This is a genomic window from Shewanella vesiculosa (genome assembly GCF_009994065.1).
Lineage (GTDB): Bacteria > Pseudomonadota > Gammaproteobacteria > Enterobacterales > Shewanellaceae > Shewanella > Shewanella vesiculosa.
In genome coordinates this window covers 324,237-342,155 of record NZ_JAACSD010000004.1, presented here as the reverse complement: position 1 = coordinate 342,155, position 17,919 = coordinate 324,237, and the positions used below count along the sequence as shown (strand labels likewise).

Genomic DNA, 17,919 nt, shown 5'->3' with positions numbered 1-17,919 from the left:
GTGGTATTGGCCTATTCTACCGTAATTGGACAAACTTTTCAGTGTTGTCATTTGACCACCTCTAGTCTGATCAGTTGGCTCGGAGCAACTAAAATTCTGATTGGCCTCTGAGTTATTACATATTTAATGAAATGAATAGAATAGTTTTGCTATTATTAGCGCCATTGTGGCTTTACACGATTACATCACCGTATAAAGTCTGTTCTATGGCCTGATTACAAGGCTGGAGTTGCCGTTATGTTGTGTCAAATTCCCGATATTTCCAAGGGTGTGATTAGTTTATTTGTCAGTGGCCGTTTATCGGCACAAGATTATCGTACCCGTTTACAACCTGCCATTAAGAGTTACCGTAAAGATTGGAATCAAGTGTGTCTGTATATTGAAGCAGATGTATTACTCGAAGGCTGGGAATTTGGTTCATTAACCGGCAGTGGTGAAGTGCAGTTACCTGAGTTTGATGCGCTAGTGTTTGTCGGTGGCCCTGATTGGGTGGGTAATTCGGTGAGGTTGATGGGGCCATTTATGCAAGGCGAAGTAGCATGGTTCCCATTAGAGCGTAAGCAAGATGCTGTCTCTTGGATTGCCAAACGTTCTGCGTGCTAGAAGCCGTGTGGTAGCAGCTTTGATATTGCTAACGATTATTTATGGCGAAAATGACTCATCATAAGCGTTAGCTAGTAGCAAATTATCAGCAACTGTTGCAAAATTCATCTTCAAAGGTCAGTAGGCCTTAGTATTAATCGATTACTCTAGAACAGGATTACTTATGTCATTATCAAAGCTTTTTGCCGTATCAAGTGCGTTATTGTTAATGCTTAGTTTAACGGCATGCGCCCCTGAAGTGGGTAGTGAAGCATGGTGTAAGCAAATGAAAGAAAAACAAAGTGGTGATTGGACTGCTAATGAAGCTGCCGATTATGCCAAGCACTGCGTATTTAAATAATATTGTTTAGGAGTGGGTGGTTGAGTTATCGCGTTTTGCCTTTTATGGCTAGTATAGCCAAATTACTGATTGCCATTGTGCTACTACAATTTGTGGGCGCCAACATGGGCGCGCATCAGTTGCATGCGGGCAACAGTAACGAAGAGCAAAATAACCACCCACATCTGCAATTTACCACCGAAGTGATTACCCTTGCTGAATGTGTCGACTGTGCCTGTGCGCTCGACGGCTTAGGTATTCATTCTGTTAATGATGATCATCAGCATGCTGCCAGTAGTACCGATATTGAGCGCGTTGATGTGTGCTTAGATTGCCAGTGTCATGGCGGTCATGTGGCACTTGCTATGCTTAGCGATAATATCACCCATGAGCATTTTCATGATGCTTATGCCAATGTTAGCCTGCACTACTTAGCTCCAGAATCTTTTCCGACTTATCGTCCTCCGATAGCTTAATCCTGTTAAACAGCTTTTTATTGTTTAGTTCTGCACCTTGATCTGCTCACATTGCGTAAATGAGTGCTACTTTTTTGCATTTTATTTTAACGTTATCTGACGCTTATTAAGGCTGGTGGCTAAACCGATTATCGTTGATTCCCTCTGGGGTTGTCGACGGTCTAGATTGTTTTTAGGATTGACCATGAAAACCAAATTAGTAGCGCTTTTATCTTTATTGGCAGGATTAAATGCCAAATTTACCGTACCTCATCTCAAGAGTCGTGTCGTTATCATTGCTCAGTCAACAGCATGGATAAATAGCCAGAGGGGGCTATTGCTCTGTTCTGGGTTATTGACATCATTATTGTTATTGTCGAGCTTGCCTGTTCAGGCAAGCAATGAATCTACAGCAACTGACCACCAAGAGTTACTGTTAAGCTTAAATACTGAGCAAAGACAGTTAGCCGGAATTGAAGTGTCTGAATTGAGCCTACAAGCGTTTAATTTACAGGCGGTCGCGACCGCGCAGTTAATCGTCGATAAAGACAAAACCATTACCATAGCCCCGCAATTAGACATGCAGATCCTCAAGCGTCATGTAGTGCCCGGAGAGCAGGTCACCCAGGGGCAGCCGTTGTTAACCATAGGTGGCGCTGACATTGCTGCTGCCCAAGCAGATTACATTAATGCCGCCACTGAATGGGATCGGATCAAGCGCATGACCCCAGGCACCATCAGTGCCAGTCAGCGGATGCAAATCGAAGTGAATGCCGAGTTAAAGCGAGCTATTTTACAAGCCATCATGATGACACCCGCGCAAATTAAAGCCTTAGCTAAATCACCGAGTTCGATTGGCCAGTTCCAGTTATTAGCACCTATCAATGGGCGAGTTCAACAAGATGTCGCGACGTTAGGCCAGGTACTCGATGCGGGTACGCCTTTAATGCAACTCACCGATGAGTCGTATTTATGGGTGCAGGCCGAGCTTACGCCTATACAAGCTGATCAAGTGGATATGGGCCGCAATGTGTTAGTGCGTGTCGGTGATCGTACTCGTGACGGCATTATTATTGGTCGTTCCCATGAAATTAGTGCGCAAACCCGTACCGAGCAAGTGTTGGTGAGAATGGCAAATCCAGGCCATGAATTACATGCAGGAGAGTTTGCCGAATTGTACCTAGCGGAAGATAAGCAGGTGAAATCGGTTGGCTTTATTGTGCCTGATGCTGCGTTAACTCGCAGTGGTGATGGCGACTGGCAAGTGTTTATTGAGCAGGAGGGGAAGTTCAGTGCAGTCGAGGTGACGGTGGTTGAGCGTCAACGCGGGTTGAGTTTTATTCGCGGTTTAACACCGAAAACTCGGGTGGTGATTTCTGGGGCTTTTTTCTTAGCATCTGAGCAAGCCAAAGCTGGTTTTGACATCCACAATCACTAAGCGCTAGGACATCATCATGTTATATAAATTAATTGAGATTGCCGTTGAAAAGCGGTTATTGGTTTTACTTAGCTTGCTCGCAGCGGTTGTGGCTTCAATATTCATGCTGCCAAAACTAAATTTAGATGCGTTTCCAGATGTGACTAATGTGCAAGTGACCATTAACACAGAAGCTGAAGGTTTGGCTGCCGAAGAAGTTGAAAAACTGATTAGTTATCCGGTCGAGTCGGCTATGTATGCCTTACCCGCGGTGACTGAAGTGCGTTCATTATCGCGCACTGGTTTGTCATTGGTGACAGTGGTATTTGCCGAGGGAACCGATATTTACTTTGCCCGTCAGCAAGTGTTTGAACAACTACAAGCTGCCAAAGAGTCGATTCCTGCAGGTGTTGGCACTCCCGAAATTGGCCCGAATACCTCGGGTTTAGGGCAAATTTATCAATACATTTTACGGGCTGAATCTGAAACCCATATCAGTGCATCTGAGCTGCGTAGCTTAAATGATTACTTAGTTAAGCTGATATTAATGCCAGTAAGCGGTGTGACCGAAGTATTGTCATTTGGCGGCGAGGTGCTGCAATACCAAGTGCAAGTTGACCCTAATAAACTGCGCAGTTATGGCTTGTCGCTGACCCAAGTTAGCCAAGCATTGGAAAGTAATAATCGTAACGCAGGCGGTTGGTTTATGGACCAAGGCCAAGAGCAATTAGTGGTCCGTGGTTATGGTTTATTGCCCGCAGGTGAGGCTGGCTTACAAGCCATTGCCGACATTCCTTTAACCGAAATCAATGGCACGCCCATTCGAGTGGCCGACATTGCTAACGTGGCATTTGGTAGTGAAATAAGAGTCGGCGCAGTGACTATGTCGCTTAGGCAAGCTGCTGATAATAACTCGTCATCTGATGTACAAGCACTGGGTGAAGTTGTTGCTGGCGTCGTGCTTAAACGCATGGGGGCCAATACCAAAGCCACCATTGATGACATCAATTCTCGTATTAGTTTGATTGAGCAATCCTTACCAAAAGGAGTGTCATTTGAGGTGTTTTATGACCAAGCCGATTTGGTCGAGCAAGCGGTGACCACAGTCGTTGAAGCGTTATTGATGGCCTTTGGGTTTATCGTGATTATTCTGGCGTTGTTTTTGGTCAACATCCGCGCCACCTTGTTGGTATTGCTGTCGATCCCAGTGTCGATCGGGATCGCGTTATTGATCATGTCTTATTATGGTATGTCGGCTAACTTAATGTCCTTGGGTGGTCTGGCGGTCGCAATAGGTATGCTCGTTGATGGCTCTGTGGTGATGGTTGAGAACATCTTTAAGCATGTTAGCGCTGAAACGGGCGCCAACCCAAATGCTGCTGTGCATCTTGATGGTGATCATCATGCTACTCGTAAAAGTGGCTCTGATGCCCAAACCCAAAGTATGGCGATTAGGGTCATGCTGGCGGCCAAAGAAGTGTGCAGCCCTATCTTCTTTGCGACAGCGATTATCATCGTGGTGTTTATGCCGTTATTTGCCCTTGAAGGTGTAGAAGGTAAGTTATTTCAGCCGATGGCGATTAGCATTATTTTAGCCATGATGGCGGCATTGGTGGTGGCATTATTTGCAGTACCCGCATTGGCGGTATTTTTATTCAAACGCGGTGTTGTGGTACGTCAAAGTAAAGTGCTGGCACCCATTGATGCTGTTTATCGCCGTATTCTGACATTGGTATTATCAAGCCCTAAATCGGTGATGTTAGCCGCTGTAGTGTTGTTTATCTCAAGCATGTTGTTATTGCCAAAGTTAGGCACTGAATTTGTGCCAGAACTCGAAGAAGGCACCATTAACTTACGCGTCACACTGGCACCGACAGCAAGCTTGGCCACTTCTATTAACGTCGCGCCTAAAATTGAAGCCATGCTGCTGGAGTTTCCTGAGGTGGAATATGCCTTAAGTCGCATTGGCGCACCAGAGCTTGGCGGCGACCCCGAACCTGTGAGTAATATTGAAATCTACATTGGTCTTAAGCCGATAGAACAATGGACATCGGCAAGTAACCGCTTTGAGCTTCAGCGCTTAATGGAGCAAAGATTAGCGATATTCCCGGGATTATTGCTGACCTTCTCACAACCCATTGCGACTCGAGTGGATGAGCTATTATCAGGGGTTAAAGCGCAGTTAGCGATTAAGATATTTGGCCCAGATTTGAGCATATTATCGGAAAAAGGTCAGGTACTAACAGACTTAGTCGCAGCCATTCCTGGGGCGGTTGATGTATCGTTAGAACAAGTCAGCGGTGAAGCTCAGTTAGTGGTTCGGCCTAAACGTGAAGTACTGGCACGTTATGGGATCAGCGTTGATGAAGTGATGAGTTTAGTCACTCAAGGTATTGGTGGTGCCAGCGCTGGTCAGGTGATTGACGGTAACGCTCGTTATGACATTAACCTGCGATTAGCTGCGCAATATCGTAATGCGCCTGATGCAATTGAAGATTTGCTCCTCAGTGGCGCCAATGGTGCGATTGTTCGTTTGGGCGATCTCGCTGATGTGGTGATTGAAATGGCGCCACCGAATATTCGTCGTGACGATGTACAGCGCCGCGTGGTGGTGCAAGCCAACGTGTCGGGGCGTGATATGGGCTCGGTGGTCAATGATATTTATGCCATAGTGCCGCAAGCTGCATTACCTGCTGGCTATACTGTGGTGGTGGGCGGCCAATATGAAAACCAGCAACGAGCGCAACAAAAGCTAATGTTAGTGGTGCCCATTTCTATCGCACTGATTGGCCTATTGCTGTATTTCTCGTTTGGTTCAGTCAAACAAGTGGCCTTGATTATGGCTAATGTGCCATTGGCATTAATCGGCGGCGTAGTGGCTTTATATGCTACTGGCACCTATTTATCTGTGCCCAGCTCCATCGGCTTTATCACCTTGTTTGGTGTTGCTGTGTTAAATGGTGTGGTGCTGGTGGACTCAATTAACCAGCGCAGACAATCATCAACTGAAAGCCTATACGACAGTGTTTATCAAGGTACAGTCGGGCGTTTACGTCCAGTGTTAATGACGGCACTGACGTCTGCATTAGGGCTGATCCCTATTTTGTTATCGTCTGGCGTGGGCAGTGAAATTCAACAGCCGTTAGCTGTCGTGATCATCGGCGGTTTGTTTAGCTCAACCGCTTTGACGTTATTGGTGTTGCCTACGGTTTATCAGTGGTTGTATCGCGATAAACTATCATTGTCATAAAGTCTATTCGCTAAATAATACTTCAATCTTAAGCCTAATCATCTGATTAGGCTTTTTTCATTTTTATGAGTAAATCATGTAAAAAACTGCTTGCTTATTTAAGATTACAGTTGTAATTTAAATAAATAGATTACGTCTGTAATCCTTTTTTGTCTTCACAAGTTTTAACAACAAATGAGCGGTATAGCATGAAAGAGATCAGCAATAGTGAATTAGTGGTGTTGCAGCAGCTTTGGCAACAGTCGCCATTAACCTCGAGCGAAGTGGTTGATGCCTTAGCACAAAGCCATGACATGCATGAGAAAACGGTGAAAACCTTGCTTAATCGTTTAGTTAAAAAACAAGCCGTCAGTTTTGAAAAGCAGGGGCGGGTTTACCATTATTCACCATTAATCGCTGAGCAGGACTATACCGTTAAAGAGTCGCTTTCTTTTGTGGATCGCATGTTTGCCGGCAAGTTAACCCCACTGGTTGCCGGGTTTGCGCAGAAAAACAAACTGTCGGCAGAAGATGTCGCCGACCTGCAAACTTTACTCGATGATTGGCAAAAGGAACAAAAGTGATGATCAATTGGTTTATGGAACAAACCCTTTCACTGAGTATGGTGTGTTTGGCAATACTGCTATTACATCGGTTTTTATTGTCTAAGCTTGGCGCGCACTATACCTATTTTATGTGGATATCAGTGCCGCTATTTGTTTTTGCCGATTTACTGCAAATGATATTACCACAGCACTTTAGCTGGTTTGGCAGCAGTAATGGCGTCTCAGTCATCGAGCAATATTATGTGTTGGCGAATGATACTGTTGCCTTGTCGGCAGGTTTACTTGATCAACTCTATTTGCCTTATCTCTACGCCGCAGTGGTTGCCTTATTAGTGATTAATATCGTAATGGAATACGCCAATCTGCAACGGTTAATTAATGATGCAAAACCGCTAGAGGTAAGCTCTAGCAAGCTTAAGGTGCTGGTTCATTCTCAGATTGAATCACCTATGTTAGCGGGATTTTTCACCCCCAGTATTTTAGTCCCTGATAGCTTTATGCCACTCGATGACAGCCAGCAGCAAGCCATTATTCAGCACGAGATGTATCACTATCAACGTGGTGATTTGTGGATGAATATATTGGCTTATGGCTTAACGGTTCTATTTTGGTTCAATCCCTTGATGTGGCTCAGCTACCGCCGATTTAGACAAGATCAAGAATTGTCATGTGATGCGCAAGTGACCGCCGACATGAAAACCCAAGCTAAAATTGCCTATAGCAAAACACTATTGGCCTATTCACAGCATGCACCTTTGAGCATGCTACACACCCCTTATGGGGACAAAACTATCTTAAAAGAGAGGATCTTACAGATGAAAAAGCAACATGGAAAAAGCACGCTAGCATTGGTTGGAATGACCTTGGTTATTGGTATGAGTGCCTTTATGTTTAATCAGCAGGCATTGGCAGGTGACAATCTTAAGGCTAAAACCAACACTGATGCTATGGCAATGCCAGTAATCAGAATTGAGCCTAGCTATCCCATAGATGCCGCTAAAGAAGGGCTCAACGGCTATGTGCAAATGATATTTGATATTAGCCCAGCAGGAAAAGTGAGTAATGTTAGGGTAATGAAGTCAGCGCCAAAACAAATGTTCGACGCATCGGCAGTTGAGGCGCTTGAACAGTGGCAGTATCAAACTTCAGCAGATGGTTTTAAAGACGTACAAGTACAGTTAGATTATGTGATCCATCAGCCTGAAAAATCAGTGGAGAGAATCACAGTAAATTAGGGTTTAGTTATATCGCCAATATTGAAAATGATTCAATGCCTCATTGCTATGGGGCATTGAATCATTTTTAAACCTGAGGCGGTTTGGGCTTTAATTTGAGTCCCAGTTTATTGGCAAGTGGTTCGATGGCGGCGCCTTGAACAATGACCGATATCAGCACAATAAAAAACACCATGTGGATCATTTCTCGCGAACCTTCAACACCTGCCGCAGCGGGGATCAGCGCAAATACAATTGGCGTAGCGCCTTTTAGACCTATCATAGAGACAAACAAACGCTTGCGCCAAGTTGCTTGCCTAAAGGGCAGATAACACAATTGCACCGCTAATGGCCGTGCCACCAGAATAAGCAAGATAGCAGGCAGTAAAGACACCATAAACACAGGTAATAACTGCTGCGGGAATATTTGTAAGCCCAAAATAATAAACATTAATGATTGCGCTAACCAAGAAATCCCATTAAAAAAATGCTTACTGACTTCAGCACCTTTCTTTAAATAGTTACCAATAATCACTCCGGTAATGTAAACCGCAATCAGTTCGTTACCGCCTAATATTTCGGTACCAGATACTGTGATGGCAAAAGTCGCCAAAATAAATACAGGAATAAGTCCAAATTCAGGTAGTTTGATACGATTCAATGTCCAAACGGTTATTTTACCCATCAATAGGCCAATAATTGCCCCAACACCAATTTGTTGTCCTAGGTTTAATAGTATCGATATTGTTGTCGGAGCGCCGTTAGTACTATTGATAATGTAGTCGGTTAGCATGATAACCATCAGCAAGGCGACCGGGTCATTAGTGGCCGATTCGAATTCTAAAATAGTGCCGGTGCCGTGTTTTAATTTAAGTTTTTTGGATTCTAAAATAGAAAATACGGCTGCAGCATCAGTCGATGACACTACCGCCGCAAATAACATGCAAGTAATGAGGTTAAAGTCGAGTAAGGCATTCAGGATAAAGCCAAAAATGATTGTCGTGAAGATGACGCCGGCAGTGGACAGCATGCCGCCTTCTTTCCAAGAAAATTGAATATTTTTCATTGGTGTATTCAGCCCGCCCACAAATACTATGGTGTTTAATGCGAGAGTGCCAATCAACGAGGTCAGTTGCAGATCATCGTATACAAAACCAAATTCCCCATTACCAAAGGCAAGTCCTACACCCATGAAAATTAAGAGTGAGGGTAGGCCTAATGTCTTAGAAGGGTGATGGAGCAAAATGCCAATAGCAATAAGAATAGAGATCCCTAAAATAATGATATCAGATGGCATATAGGCACTCCTTGGCTAATTTAAACGTTACTAAATGGCTATTTTAACATTAAATTAGCCCAAACTTGCTTTATGAGTATTTATTAATATTAATTTATAACTCATCAGTGATTTGCACCAACGAGCATGCGTTCAGGTATCAGAGTTTATAAATAGCGGCTATGAGCCACTCTACTTTAGCTTTCATCATAATTGATAGATCTTTTTTCCTGCTCAACAATATTAGTTTGCCACATTTTCATTACATTATTTGGTGCTAATATCTGCATATATAAGTGCATTGTGGAGACATCATGGCGATATTAATTAGTGTTTGGGGTGTTATCATCAGTTGTGTTGGGCTGTTTATGTTACTTAAGCCACAAGGTTTTGCTGATGCTATTGTTCTATTTAGTCGCCAAAGGTATTTTCATGCTGTCGAAATCATTTCTCGGTTAATGATTGGCGCAGCATTGTTACTCGATGCGGATAATACTTCATTCCCGCTAGTGTTTGAGGTGATAGCTAACTTACTGTTTACCATTGCAGTTTTTCTAGTTTTTATGACTGAAAAATATCATAAGATGTTTGCTTTATGGGCCGGTACACATTGTATTAGTTGGTTCAGACCTGCTGGTGTTAGTGCGCTGATATTTGGCTTATGGGCAGTATATGTCAGCATCAATTAACCACTCTTATTTGTTATGCAAACAGTTGTTAAGTTATTTTTTTGTCTTTTTTGTTAATTTTTTTCGCAAGTGAAATCCCTCCTAAGCCGCAGCACCATTGAACTTGAATATTTCTGAAATGTTAATGAAATGTAAGCGTAATATTTAAGCAGTCTCTTTGTCATTTTTGCAGGTTAGTTTGTCATCCAGCCAACTTACTCACATGCTTACATCCGTCTCCGGAGATGATAATGGAACTGAAAAATCTTTTTAAACTGACTGCACTTTCTACTGCTCTTGCTGCAACATTAGGGCTCGCTGGTTGTGGTGGCGATATTAATATCAATACAGGTAGTGATGTTGTTACCCCTACCACACCAACAACGCCAACTACTCCAACTCAGACAGCTCAAGAAAAATCATACAGTGGCTTTGCAACTAAAAGCACCACAATGACTGCTGTTGATGGAAAAGAAGTTTGGGTATTAAAAGGAACATTAGCGCCTTCAACCGCCGCATCAACCGTGACAACTGGTGGCCAAGATGGCGACAAAATTGTACTAGGTAACGATGTTGTTTGGCAGCTAGATGGTGCTGTCATCGCCGGTGGCGATAACGCTAATTCGGTTGAGTTATCTATTTTGCCCGGCACTAAAATACTCGGTGGTAGCGATTCTTATTTAGTGATCAGCCGTGGTTCAAAAATCATTGCCGACGGTACAGCAACTGCGCCAATCGTATTTACTTCAGTTGAAACCGCTTTAGGGCAAGAGGGTAAAGCGGGTCAGTGGGGTGGCTTAGTGTTGCTTGGTAATGCACCGGTAAACACGTGTCCTGATTTAACCAATTGTTCAGCGTCTTTTGAAGTGGGTAACCATAGCTACGGCGGCAACGATACTGAAGATAATTCTGGCTCAATCAAGTATGTACGCGTTGAGTTTGGTGGTTTCAAAATTAACGACACACAAGAAATGAACGGCATCAGTTTTGCTGCTGTAGGTGCGGGTACTGAAGTTGATCACGTACAAGTGCACATGAATAACGATGATGGTTTTGAATTTTGGGGCGGCAATGTTTCCGTTACCAATATCGTACTAACAGAAAACTTTGATGACTCGCTAGATTGGACTAACGGTTGGCAAGGTAGCGCACAACACGTTTATATTCGTCAAGCTGATAACGGTTCTAACCGTGGTATTGAAGCCGACAGTAACAGCGACGCAAGCGCATTACCTATGTCGAAACCAACACTCGCCAACTTCACTATCCAAGTCGCTAACGGTACTAACAGTGGCGGTGACGATGCAGAAGGCATTTTGTTCCGTAAAGGCACAGGTGTTAATGCTTATAACATGCTCGTTAAAGGTGATGTTGATTCGGGCGAATGTTTAGAAGTTAACGATGACGACACAGTAAATAATGCCAATACGGCAGAATTAATAATGCAAAACAGTTTAATTGACTGTGTTGAGCCGTTTAAAAATGCTAAGGCAGATGCAGCAGAAGGCCGTACATTGGCATTAGATGTTGAAGCATGGTTTAACGACCAAGACGGTAACTTAGTTGCTGCAGCAGATTTAACTGACTATATGCCTAATTCATCATCGGTAGCCTTAACCGGTGGTAAAGCTGACTTAAGCAACCTTGATTCTCGCTTAGTGAATGCTCAGTATATTGGTGCATTTGACGGCACAAATGATTGGACGACTGGTTGGACTACAGCAATCCATGATGATGCGGCGCCAACACCAACTGAGCTGCCGGTGTTAACTTCTTGTCCTGTTGGCACTACAGCTTCAGCTGCGACAGCGGGTTTATATAAAGATGCATCAGTGACGCTTATTTGTACTCTAGAAGGGAATGTTCTGAGTAACACAACCTTACTTGCTGGTCAGAACGTGATGTACAAAATTGATGGCGGCGCTGTTCTTGTCGGGGCAGATAAAACCACATCGGCAACATTAGCAATTCAAGCGGGTGTAAAATTATTCGCGACATCTAACAGCTATATTGCCATTAGCCGTGGTTCTAAAATTATGGCTCAAGGTAGTGCGACTCACCCAATCGAAATGACGTCAGAAGAAGATGTTATTGCCGGTGCCACTGGTGAGCGCGGACAATGGGGTGGATTAGTTATCTTAGGTAACGGTTTAACAAATACCTGCCCAGATAAAACGGCTTGTGATGCATCGTTTGAAGTAGGTGACTTCCCATATGGTGGTAACGACAACGCAGATAACAGCGGACAAATCAGTTACGTAGTAGTTAAGTATGCTGGCTTTAAAGTCAATGATACTCAAGAAATGAACGGTATCTCATTTGCGGCAGTGGGCAGCGGAACTCAAGTAGACCACATTCAAATTCACGCTAACGGCGACGATGGCGTTGAGTTTTGGGGCGGTGCTGTAAACTTGAAATATGTCTACTTAACAGCCAACTTCGATGACAGCTTAGACTGGACCAATGGTTGGACGGGTAAAGCACAGTTTGTCTACATCACTCATGAAGACGGCAATGCAAACCGTGGTATTGAAGCTGATAGCAGCAGTGCTGGTGCAGCAGCGACCCCTGTTTCTGCCCCTAAGTTAGCTAACTTCACTATTCTACCCGGTACAGATACTGCAAACGCTAGCGGTGACAACGGCGAAGGTATCTTACTTCGAGTGGGTACTGCTGGTGAGTTATACAACGTACTTGTGCAAGGCCGCAAAGGTAGTACTGCTGACACTGAGTCTGGTGAGTGTTTAGAGCTAGATGGTTCAGTATCAAGCTTGGTTGATAACGTGAATAACAACACCTTAGTGATGTCTCATTCAATTATCGATTGTAATGAGCCATTCAAGACTTCAGGTACTACCGCGATTAATACTGAAACCTGGTTCTTGGGTCAACAAGGTAACTCTGCAACGGCAGTGACTATCACTGACGGCATGCCTGCAGCAACCGATACAACACTACTTGGTAAAGGTAAAGATTTAAGTACAGATGATAGCTTCTTCGAATCAACCAACTTTATTGGTGCATTCGATGGCCAGAATGACTGGCGTCAAGGTTGGGCTTACTTTCCACAGTAATCACCTTTGATGAACTAAATCTGTGACCTATTAATAGCCGCTCGCAAGGGCGGCTATCTCTGAACCGCATACAGGATAGTATAAGTATGAAAACCAAGCCGAGTTTTACCGTTAATAAGTTAAGCCTTGCCATTATCTCTGTGATTTCTGCGGCAACGTTATTAACCACAACCCCCGTATACTCGCAAGAACCCGCGCCTGTTCGTGATCCTGGTGAAGTGATTCCAATTGAACCCATTGAAGTGATTTCAGTGACAGGGCGTTTACGCAGCTCAGCATCAGAAGCAACCGAAGAGCGTCGTGAACAAATTGCTGTAGCCGATATTATGGGCTCAGAACAAATTTCAAGAACCGGTGACGGTGATGCAGCAGCAGCGCTTCGTCGTGTGACAGGTTTGACCTTAAAAGATGGTAAATTTATCTATGTTCGTGGTCTGGGTGAACGTTATTCAAGTACTTCGCTTAACGGCGCGACTGTACCCTCACCGGATCCAACCCGTAACGTAGTGCCACTGGATATGTTCCCAGCGTCGATCATTGAATCGTTATCGGTGCAAAAGTCAGCGTCAGCCAATGCGCCAGCAGCATTTGGTGGCGGACATGTGGATATTCGTACTAAATCTATCCCTGCAGACTTCTTTTTTAAAGCTTCTGTGGGCGGTCGTTATAACACTAATGACTCGAATGACAGCTACACCTATAACGGTGGTGGCGATGATTGGACTGGCCAAGACGATGGCACCCGCGGTATGCCAAGCAACATTAATAATACTATTGATCAATACGGTGGCATCAGCCCGATTGATATCGTCAGTGGCTCAAATGGAGCGATTAATTATCCTGCGGCGCAACAAATTAACCGTGAGTTAGCGTTAGATATGTATCGCGACATGACGCTACAAAGTCAAAGTACTGATCCTGCCGTGCGCGGTGATATTGCCATTGGTGATCGTTGGGACATTAGCGACGACATCATTTTTGGTGCTTTGTCTGCGGTGTCGTACAAGAAACAAGCTGAAAATTACACTAAACGTGAAGTTGAACTTGATGGCGACAGCAGCCAAGTGCAAGTTGAAAACCAAAAAGATATTGTTGGCACCGATTCGATAGTGCAAGTGTCTGGCATGTTGAACTTAGGTTTAGAAATTGGCTACAACCATAAAATCGAAACCTTCACCACTTATCTTCAAGATACCTCAGATGACGTATCAACGGGTATTGAAGAAACTATCGATACCTTAGGCGAGCCTAATGCACTGCAAGTTTATGCTATTGATTACGAAGAACGTTCGTTAATCAGCAATCAAATAAAAGGTCATCATTTCATTGAATATTTGAATGACGCTGAATTTAATTGGAAGTTTTCTGATGCACGTTCTGAGCGTTATGCACCCAATGAAGTGTCGTATACCTATAACGTGATTTTAGATGCAAACAACCAGTTACTCTCTCGCAATCTTAACACTCAAGATGCACCTAAGTATGTCTACAGTCGCTTAGAAGATAACACTCAAAATTACGCCTGGGACTTTACTTACCCAATCAATTTAGATGCCACAGTAATTAAACTGACAACGGGTTATGAATACTTTGAACGCACCCGAGAAAGCTATGCTACCCGCTTAGGTTTTGATGTTGATTTAAGCCCAACAGATGTTAACGGTGGTATTTTATCCGGCGACTTTAATGATATTTTCTCTGATAAAAATATCAACGACAATACTCTAGGGCTAGAGCTAAAAGACGCGTCAACCGATACTGAAGACTACATTGCCGCCGAGAAAAACGATGCTGCGTTTGTCAGCATGGACATCGACTTTGACGATGTATGGCGAGTCTATGCTGGTCTTCGCTACGAAGACTTTCGCCGTGTCACTTTGCCTATTGACCCAAATGGACAGATTTCAGATGAAGGTGGCCGTTACGATTTGGCGGATTACGCCATCGCTGAAGATGGTTGGTTCCCGTCGTTATCATTAACCTGGAAACAAACCGACACCACTCAGTGGCGTTTAGGCGCAAGTAAAACCATAGTGCGTCCAGATCTCCGTGAAGTATCGCCAGTTCGCTTCCAAGATCCGGTTACCGATTTTGATTTCTTCGGTAATCCAGAACTTAAGAGCTCCGACATTCTAAACTTCGACTTACGTTGGGAATATTACTCAGATTCGGGTAACAATTTCAGTATGGGCGCATTCTATAAGGATGTAGACGCACCGATTGAACCTATTCAACGTATTTCAGAAGCCGGCCGTCAGCTGAAGTTTTATAATGCCGAGTCGGGTTATGTGTATGGTCTTGAAACCGAGTTTTTACAAGAATTGGCGTTTTTGGGCAGCGAAGGCAGTATTTGGGAAGACTTCTTTGTGGCGGGGAACTTAACCCTTGGCGACTCAGAAATCAATATCGCTGCTAATGGCGAAATTGACCCAACCAATCAAACGCGTCGTATGACTGGGCATTCACAATGGGTGGCTAACTTACAATTAAGTTACGACTCATCAGACAGTTATCACAGTGCTACATTGGTATATAACGTGTTTGGCGAACGCATTGCCTACGGCGGACGTGGTGGTTTAGATGATGTATTAGAAAAGCCATTTCACAGCCTAGATTTTACCTATAGTTTCTTCCCGACAACCAGCACTACTGTGAAGTTAAAAGCGAAGAATATCTTAGGTGAAACTACGGAATACCAACAGCAAGATATTGAAGTTTATGCCAAAGATCCTGGCACTGAATTTACCTTGCAGTTTAGTTATCAATACTAATACGCGTTAGTTTTAAGACTTAGAAGAGTACTGGTTTTTAGTGATTTTTACTCATCATTTCAATCGCTAAAAATGTGCACGGCCACTTTCTTCGGAACAAAGAAAGTGGCCTTTTTAGTTTCAAATTATCATTGTAGTTAGGTTATTTGATAAATATGCATTCTCTTTACATTACAAGTAATAGTGTAAATAGTAGAAGCTTTTTTTTATGATTTTTTTTTGTTATTTTATAATTCAAACTTAAATTAATGGATTGCTTATTATGGATAGGAAAGTTTGTCCAACGATTGTAGATCTTCAGCTTGATACTAAGAGTATTGAAGCAATAAATTCGATAAATGATATTTTAAAAACTAAAGACACAGGTTTGTGGGTTACATTAATTGGCCAATTACTTCTTATTTTTGGTGGTTTAGGAGTTAATGCCAAAGCGTCAAATAATGTAATTGAAAAGAGTTTAGTGTTTAAATCTGTGTCTAGTGATTCAAGTCAAACTTCGTATAGTATTTTTTCTACAAATTGGGAGTATTTTTTTAAGACTTTCTCTTCGCTTGATAGGTTTGCTAACAATCAAATTGAAACTATTGCTGGTATGCAAATGTTAAGATCTGAAATTTCATCAAAGGAGAGAGTTTTTTGGAAATCAGTTCATTATGGTTGCAAAGCAAAATGAAAATATTATCGATTTTATTTTTTATTCTAACTATTTTTCCTTCAGTTGTTTTAGCTGATGAGTTCTTAGATTTCGGTATTGATTTACTGGGTGATAAGTTTACAGCCTTTGAAGTCAAACATAATAAATGTTTAACCATGTCAAAAAAGAATCAATTATCTGATAGCAGCATTGCCACTCTAAAACAGTTACCAGTTTCAGTTGGTGAGGCTTTAGGCTATTTACATCTTAAAGCGATACGGATGTGCGTGGGTGATGAATATACTGAGTTACTCCAAGTGCTTCTAGATTTAGAAAATGAAAATAAGACAGAACAGAATACTTTTGTCACACAAGAAATAGATAAGATCAAATTGTTAATTTTTTCTACTTCGGAGTTAAGAGCTCAGAAGCAATATGATTCTTTACCTGTTGAGTACAAAAATAAACTACAGCTAGTGGAAGGTATTCATCAGCCATTTGATATGATCAATGCATTTGAACGAGCGTGGTTATAATTAATTAGTAATCTTTATAAAGTCGATTAACATAAGTTAATCGATTTTTTTATTTTTTTAATAATAGTCACTGATATTGTTGTTAGAATACGGCTACTTTTTGCAAGCTGCAGTTCGAGTCAATAATCTTATGTTTAACCGTCGTTCTCTGTTTTTATACTTAATTTTGACGTTATCAGCCAGTGCTTGTGCTATGCCTCTAGGGCTCACTCAAGCCGGTACGATTGTGTCATCTGATATTGATGAGGCCAGTGGTTTAGCCACATCGCGACTTAATGACAAGGTCTTATGGGTACATAATGATAGCGGCGATTCGGCGCGATTGTTTGCGATTGATTCAAGCGGCAAGCAACTGGCAACGGTTAACGTTGAAGGGGTAAAAAGTATCGATTGGGAAGATATAGCCTCGTTTACGTATCACAATCAGTCTTATTTACTCATCGCCGATATCGGTGATAACCAGGCGCAACGATCGCAGTATCAATTACATCTGATCAAAGAGCCTGATTTGAGTCAATTACACGGTAATAAACTACTCTCGGTCAAACCCAGTTGGAGTATGACATTTACCTATGGAGATGGTGCTCACGATAGTGAATCTGTAGCGGTTGATGTTGCCAAGCAAAAAATACTGCTACTGACTAAACGCGATAAATTGCCGATTTTGTATGAGTTGCCATTGATCGATCCTGCTTTAGGACAAACTGAATCAAACCATTCAGCTAACAATCTAGCCGCTAATTCAACTAAACAGTTCAACAGGCAAGCAAAAAAGTTGGGCGAGATAGCGCCGTTACCATCGGCGATGCTCGATTACACCAGTATCTATACTTGGATAGGTTTTGCCGGAAAGCCTACGGCAATGGACATTTCTGCTGATGGCTTATCGGCGGTGGTATTAACCTACACTCACGCGTTCTATTTTACTCAAACAGAGCCAGGCGATTGGTTAACGCTGTTTTCTTCACCGCCACAACAGATCAATTTACCCAATATCAGACAAGCCGAAGCGGTGGGTTTTAGTCAAGATGGCCGCAGTATTTACATCACGTCTGAAAATCTACCTGCGCCATTGTATAAAGTTGATTTAAAGGCTTATCGAACTCAATTTTAGGTGATTTGCGCCCGCGCTGCGATGAAATCGCCTAAATTGAATA

The 17,919-nt window shown here is 42.9% G+C and carries 14 protein-coding genes; 13 read left to right on the top strand and 1 reads right to left on the bottom strand.

The window, feature by feature from the left end:
* Positions 1–237 precede the first annotated feature (237 nt).
* From GW828_RS03770 to GW828_RS03740, 7 genes are all read left to right on the top strand, one after another.
* The gene (locus GW828_RS03770; protein WP_124015177.1) at positions 238–603 is read left to right on the top strand and encodes a SpoIIAA family protein; all 366 of its coding nucleotides are present in this window, start codon (positions 238–240) and stop codon (positions 601–603) included.
* A 208-nt stretch (positions 604–811) separates the two neighbouring features.
* Positions 812–943: a DUF3012 domain-containing protein gene (locus GW828_RS03765; RefSeq protein ID WP_273057946.1), complete on the top strand. Its 132-nt coding sequence runs from the start codon at positions 812–814 to the stop codon at positions 941–943.
* 44 nt (positions 944–987) lie between these two features.
* Positions 988–1,398, top strand: a complete 411-nt coding sequence (locus GW828_RS03760; RefSeq protein ID WP_182755630.1) for a hypothetical protein — start codon at positions 988–990, stop codon at positions 1,396–1,398.
* Positions 1,399–1,582: 184 nt separating this feature from the next.
* Positions 1,583–2,815: an efflux RND transporter periplasmic adaptor subunit gene (locus GW828_RS03755; protein WP_273057859.1), complete on the top strand. Its 1,233-nt coding sequence runs from the start codon at positions 1,583–1,585 to the stop codon at positions 2,813–2,815.
* 16 nt (positions 2,816–2,831) lie between these two features.
* Positions 2,832–6,044: an efflux RND transporter permease subunit gene (locus GW828_RS03750; protein WP_273057860.1), complete on the top strand. Its 3,213-nt coding sequence runs from the start codon at positions 2,832–2,834 to the stop codon at positions 6,042–6,044.
* Between the two features lie 188 nt (positions 6,045–6,232).
* Positions 6,233–6,607: a BlaI/MecI/CopY family transcriptional regulator gene (locus GW828_RS03745; protein WP_124015175.1), complete on the top strand. Its 375-nt coding sequence runs from the start codon at positions 6,233–6,235 to the stop codon at positions 6,605–6,607.
* Positions 6,607–7,824, top strand: a complete 1,218-nt coding sequence (locus GW828_RS03740; protein WP_273057861.1) for a M56 family metallopeptidase — start codon at positions 6,607–6,609, stop codon at positions 7,822–7,824. Before GW828_RS03745 ends, GW828_RS03740 begins: the two co-directional genes overlap by 1 nt.
* 67 nt (positions 7,825–7,891) lie before the next feature.
* On the opposite strand, the gene GW828_RS03735 is transcribed toward GW828_RS03740, so the two are convergent.
* Entirely contained in the window at positions 7,892–9,100 is a 1,209-nt protein-coding gene (locus GW828_RS03735; protein WP_124015173.1) for a potassium/proton antiporter, read from the bottom strand.
* A 293-nt stretch (positions 9,101–9,393) separates the two neighbouring features.
* Here GW828_RS03735 and GW828_RS03730 point away from each other — a divergent pair, with 293 nt between their 5' ends.
* From GW828_RS03730 to GW828_RS03705, 6 genes are all read left to right on the top strand, one after another.
* Entirely contained in the window at positions 9,394–9,768 is a 375-nt protein-coding gene (locus tag GW828_RS03730) for a hypothetical protein (protein ID WP_182741214.1), read from the top strand.
* 230 nt (positions 9,769–9,998) lie between these two features.
* A complete protein-coding gene (locus GW828_RS03725; protein ID WP_182722415.1) occupies positions 9,999–12,821 on the top strand; it encodes a hypothetical protein in 2,823 nt (940 codons plus the stop codon).
* An 86-nt stretch (positions 12,822–12,907) separates the two neighbouring features.
* Entirely contained in the window at positions 12,908–15,592 is a 2,685-nt protein-coding gene (locus GW828_RS03720; protein WP_124015170.1) for a TonB-dependent receptor domain-containing protein, read from the top strand.
* A 262-nt stretch (positions 15,593–15,854) separates the two neighbouring features.
* On the top strand, positions 15,855–16,265 hold the full coding sequence (locus tag GW828_RS03715; protein ID WP_273057862.1) for a hypothetical protein: 411 nt from the start codon (positions 15,855–15,857) through the stop codon (positions 16,263–16,265).
* Entirely contained in the window at positions 16,229–16,762 is a 534-nt protein-coding gene (locus GW828_RS03710; RefSeq protein WP_273057863.1) for a hypothetical protein, read from the top strand. Before GW828_RS03715 ends, GW828_RS03710 begins: the two co-directional genes overlap by 37 nt.
* A 100-nt stretch (positions 16,763–16,862) precedes the next feature.
* Positions 16,863–17,876, top strand: a complete 1,014-nt coding sequence (locus tag GW828_RS03705; protein ID WP_273057864.1) for a hypothetical protein — start codon at positions 16,863–16,865, stop codon at positions 17,874–17,876.
* The last annotated feature ends 43 nt before the right edge of the window (positions 17,877–17,919 follow it).

Coding starts and splice junctions, on each gene's coding strand:
- GW828_RS03770 (WP_124015177.1), top strand. CDS start 238: ATGTTGTGTCAAATTCCCGATATTTCCAAGGGTGTGATTAGTTTATTT.
- GW828_RS03765 (WP_273057946.1), top strand. CDS start 812: ATGCTTAGTTTAACGGCATGCGCCCCTGAAGTGGGTAGTGAAGCATGG.
- GW828_RS03760 (WP_182755630.1), top strand. CDS start 988: ATGGCTAGTATAGCCAAATTACTGATTGCCATTGTGCTACTACAATTT.
- GW828_RS03755 (WP_273057859.1), top strand. CDS start 1,583: ATGAAAACCAAATTAGTAGCGCTTTTATCTTTATTGGCAGGATTAAAT.
- GW828_RS03750 (WP_273057860.1), top strand. CDS start 2,832: ATGTTATATAAATTAATTGAGATTGCCGTTGAAAAGCGGTTATTGGTT.
- GW828_RS03745 (WP_124015175.1), top strand. CDS start 6,233: ATGAAAGAGATCAGCAATAGTGAATTAGTGGTGTTGCAGCAGCTTTGG.
- GW828_RS03740 (WP_273057861.1), top strand. CDS start 6,607: ATGATCAATTGGTTTATGGAACAAACCCTTTCACTGAGTATGGTGTGT.
- GW828_RS03735 (WP_124015173.1), bottom strand. CDS start 9,100: ATGCCATCTGATATCATTATTTTAGGGATCTCTATTCTTATTGCTATT.
- GW828_RS03730 (WP_182741214.1), top strand. CDS start 9,394: ATGGCGATATTAATTAGTGTTTGGGGTGTTATCATCAGTTGTGTTGGG.
- GW828_RS03725 (WP_182722415.1), top strand. CDS start 9,999: ATGGAACTGAAAAATCTTTTTAAACTGACTGCACTTTCTACTGCTCTT.
- GW828_RS03720 (WP_124015170.1), top strand. CDS start 12,908: ATGAAAACCAAGCCGAGTTTTACCGTTAATAAGTTAAGCCTTGCCATT.
- GW828_RS03715 (WP_273057862.1), top strand. CDS start 15,855: ATGGATAGGAAAGTTTGTCCAACGATTGTAGATCTTCAGCTTGATACT.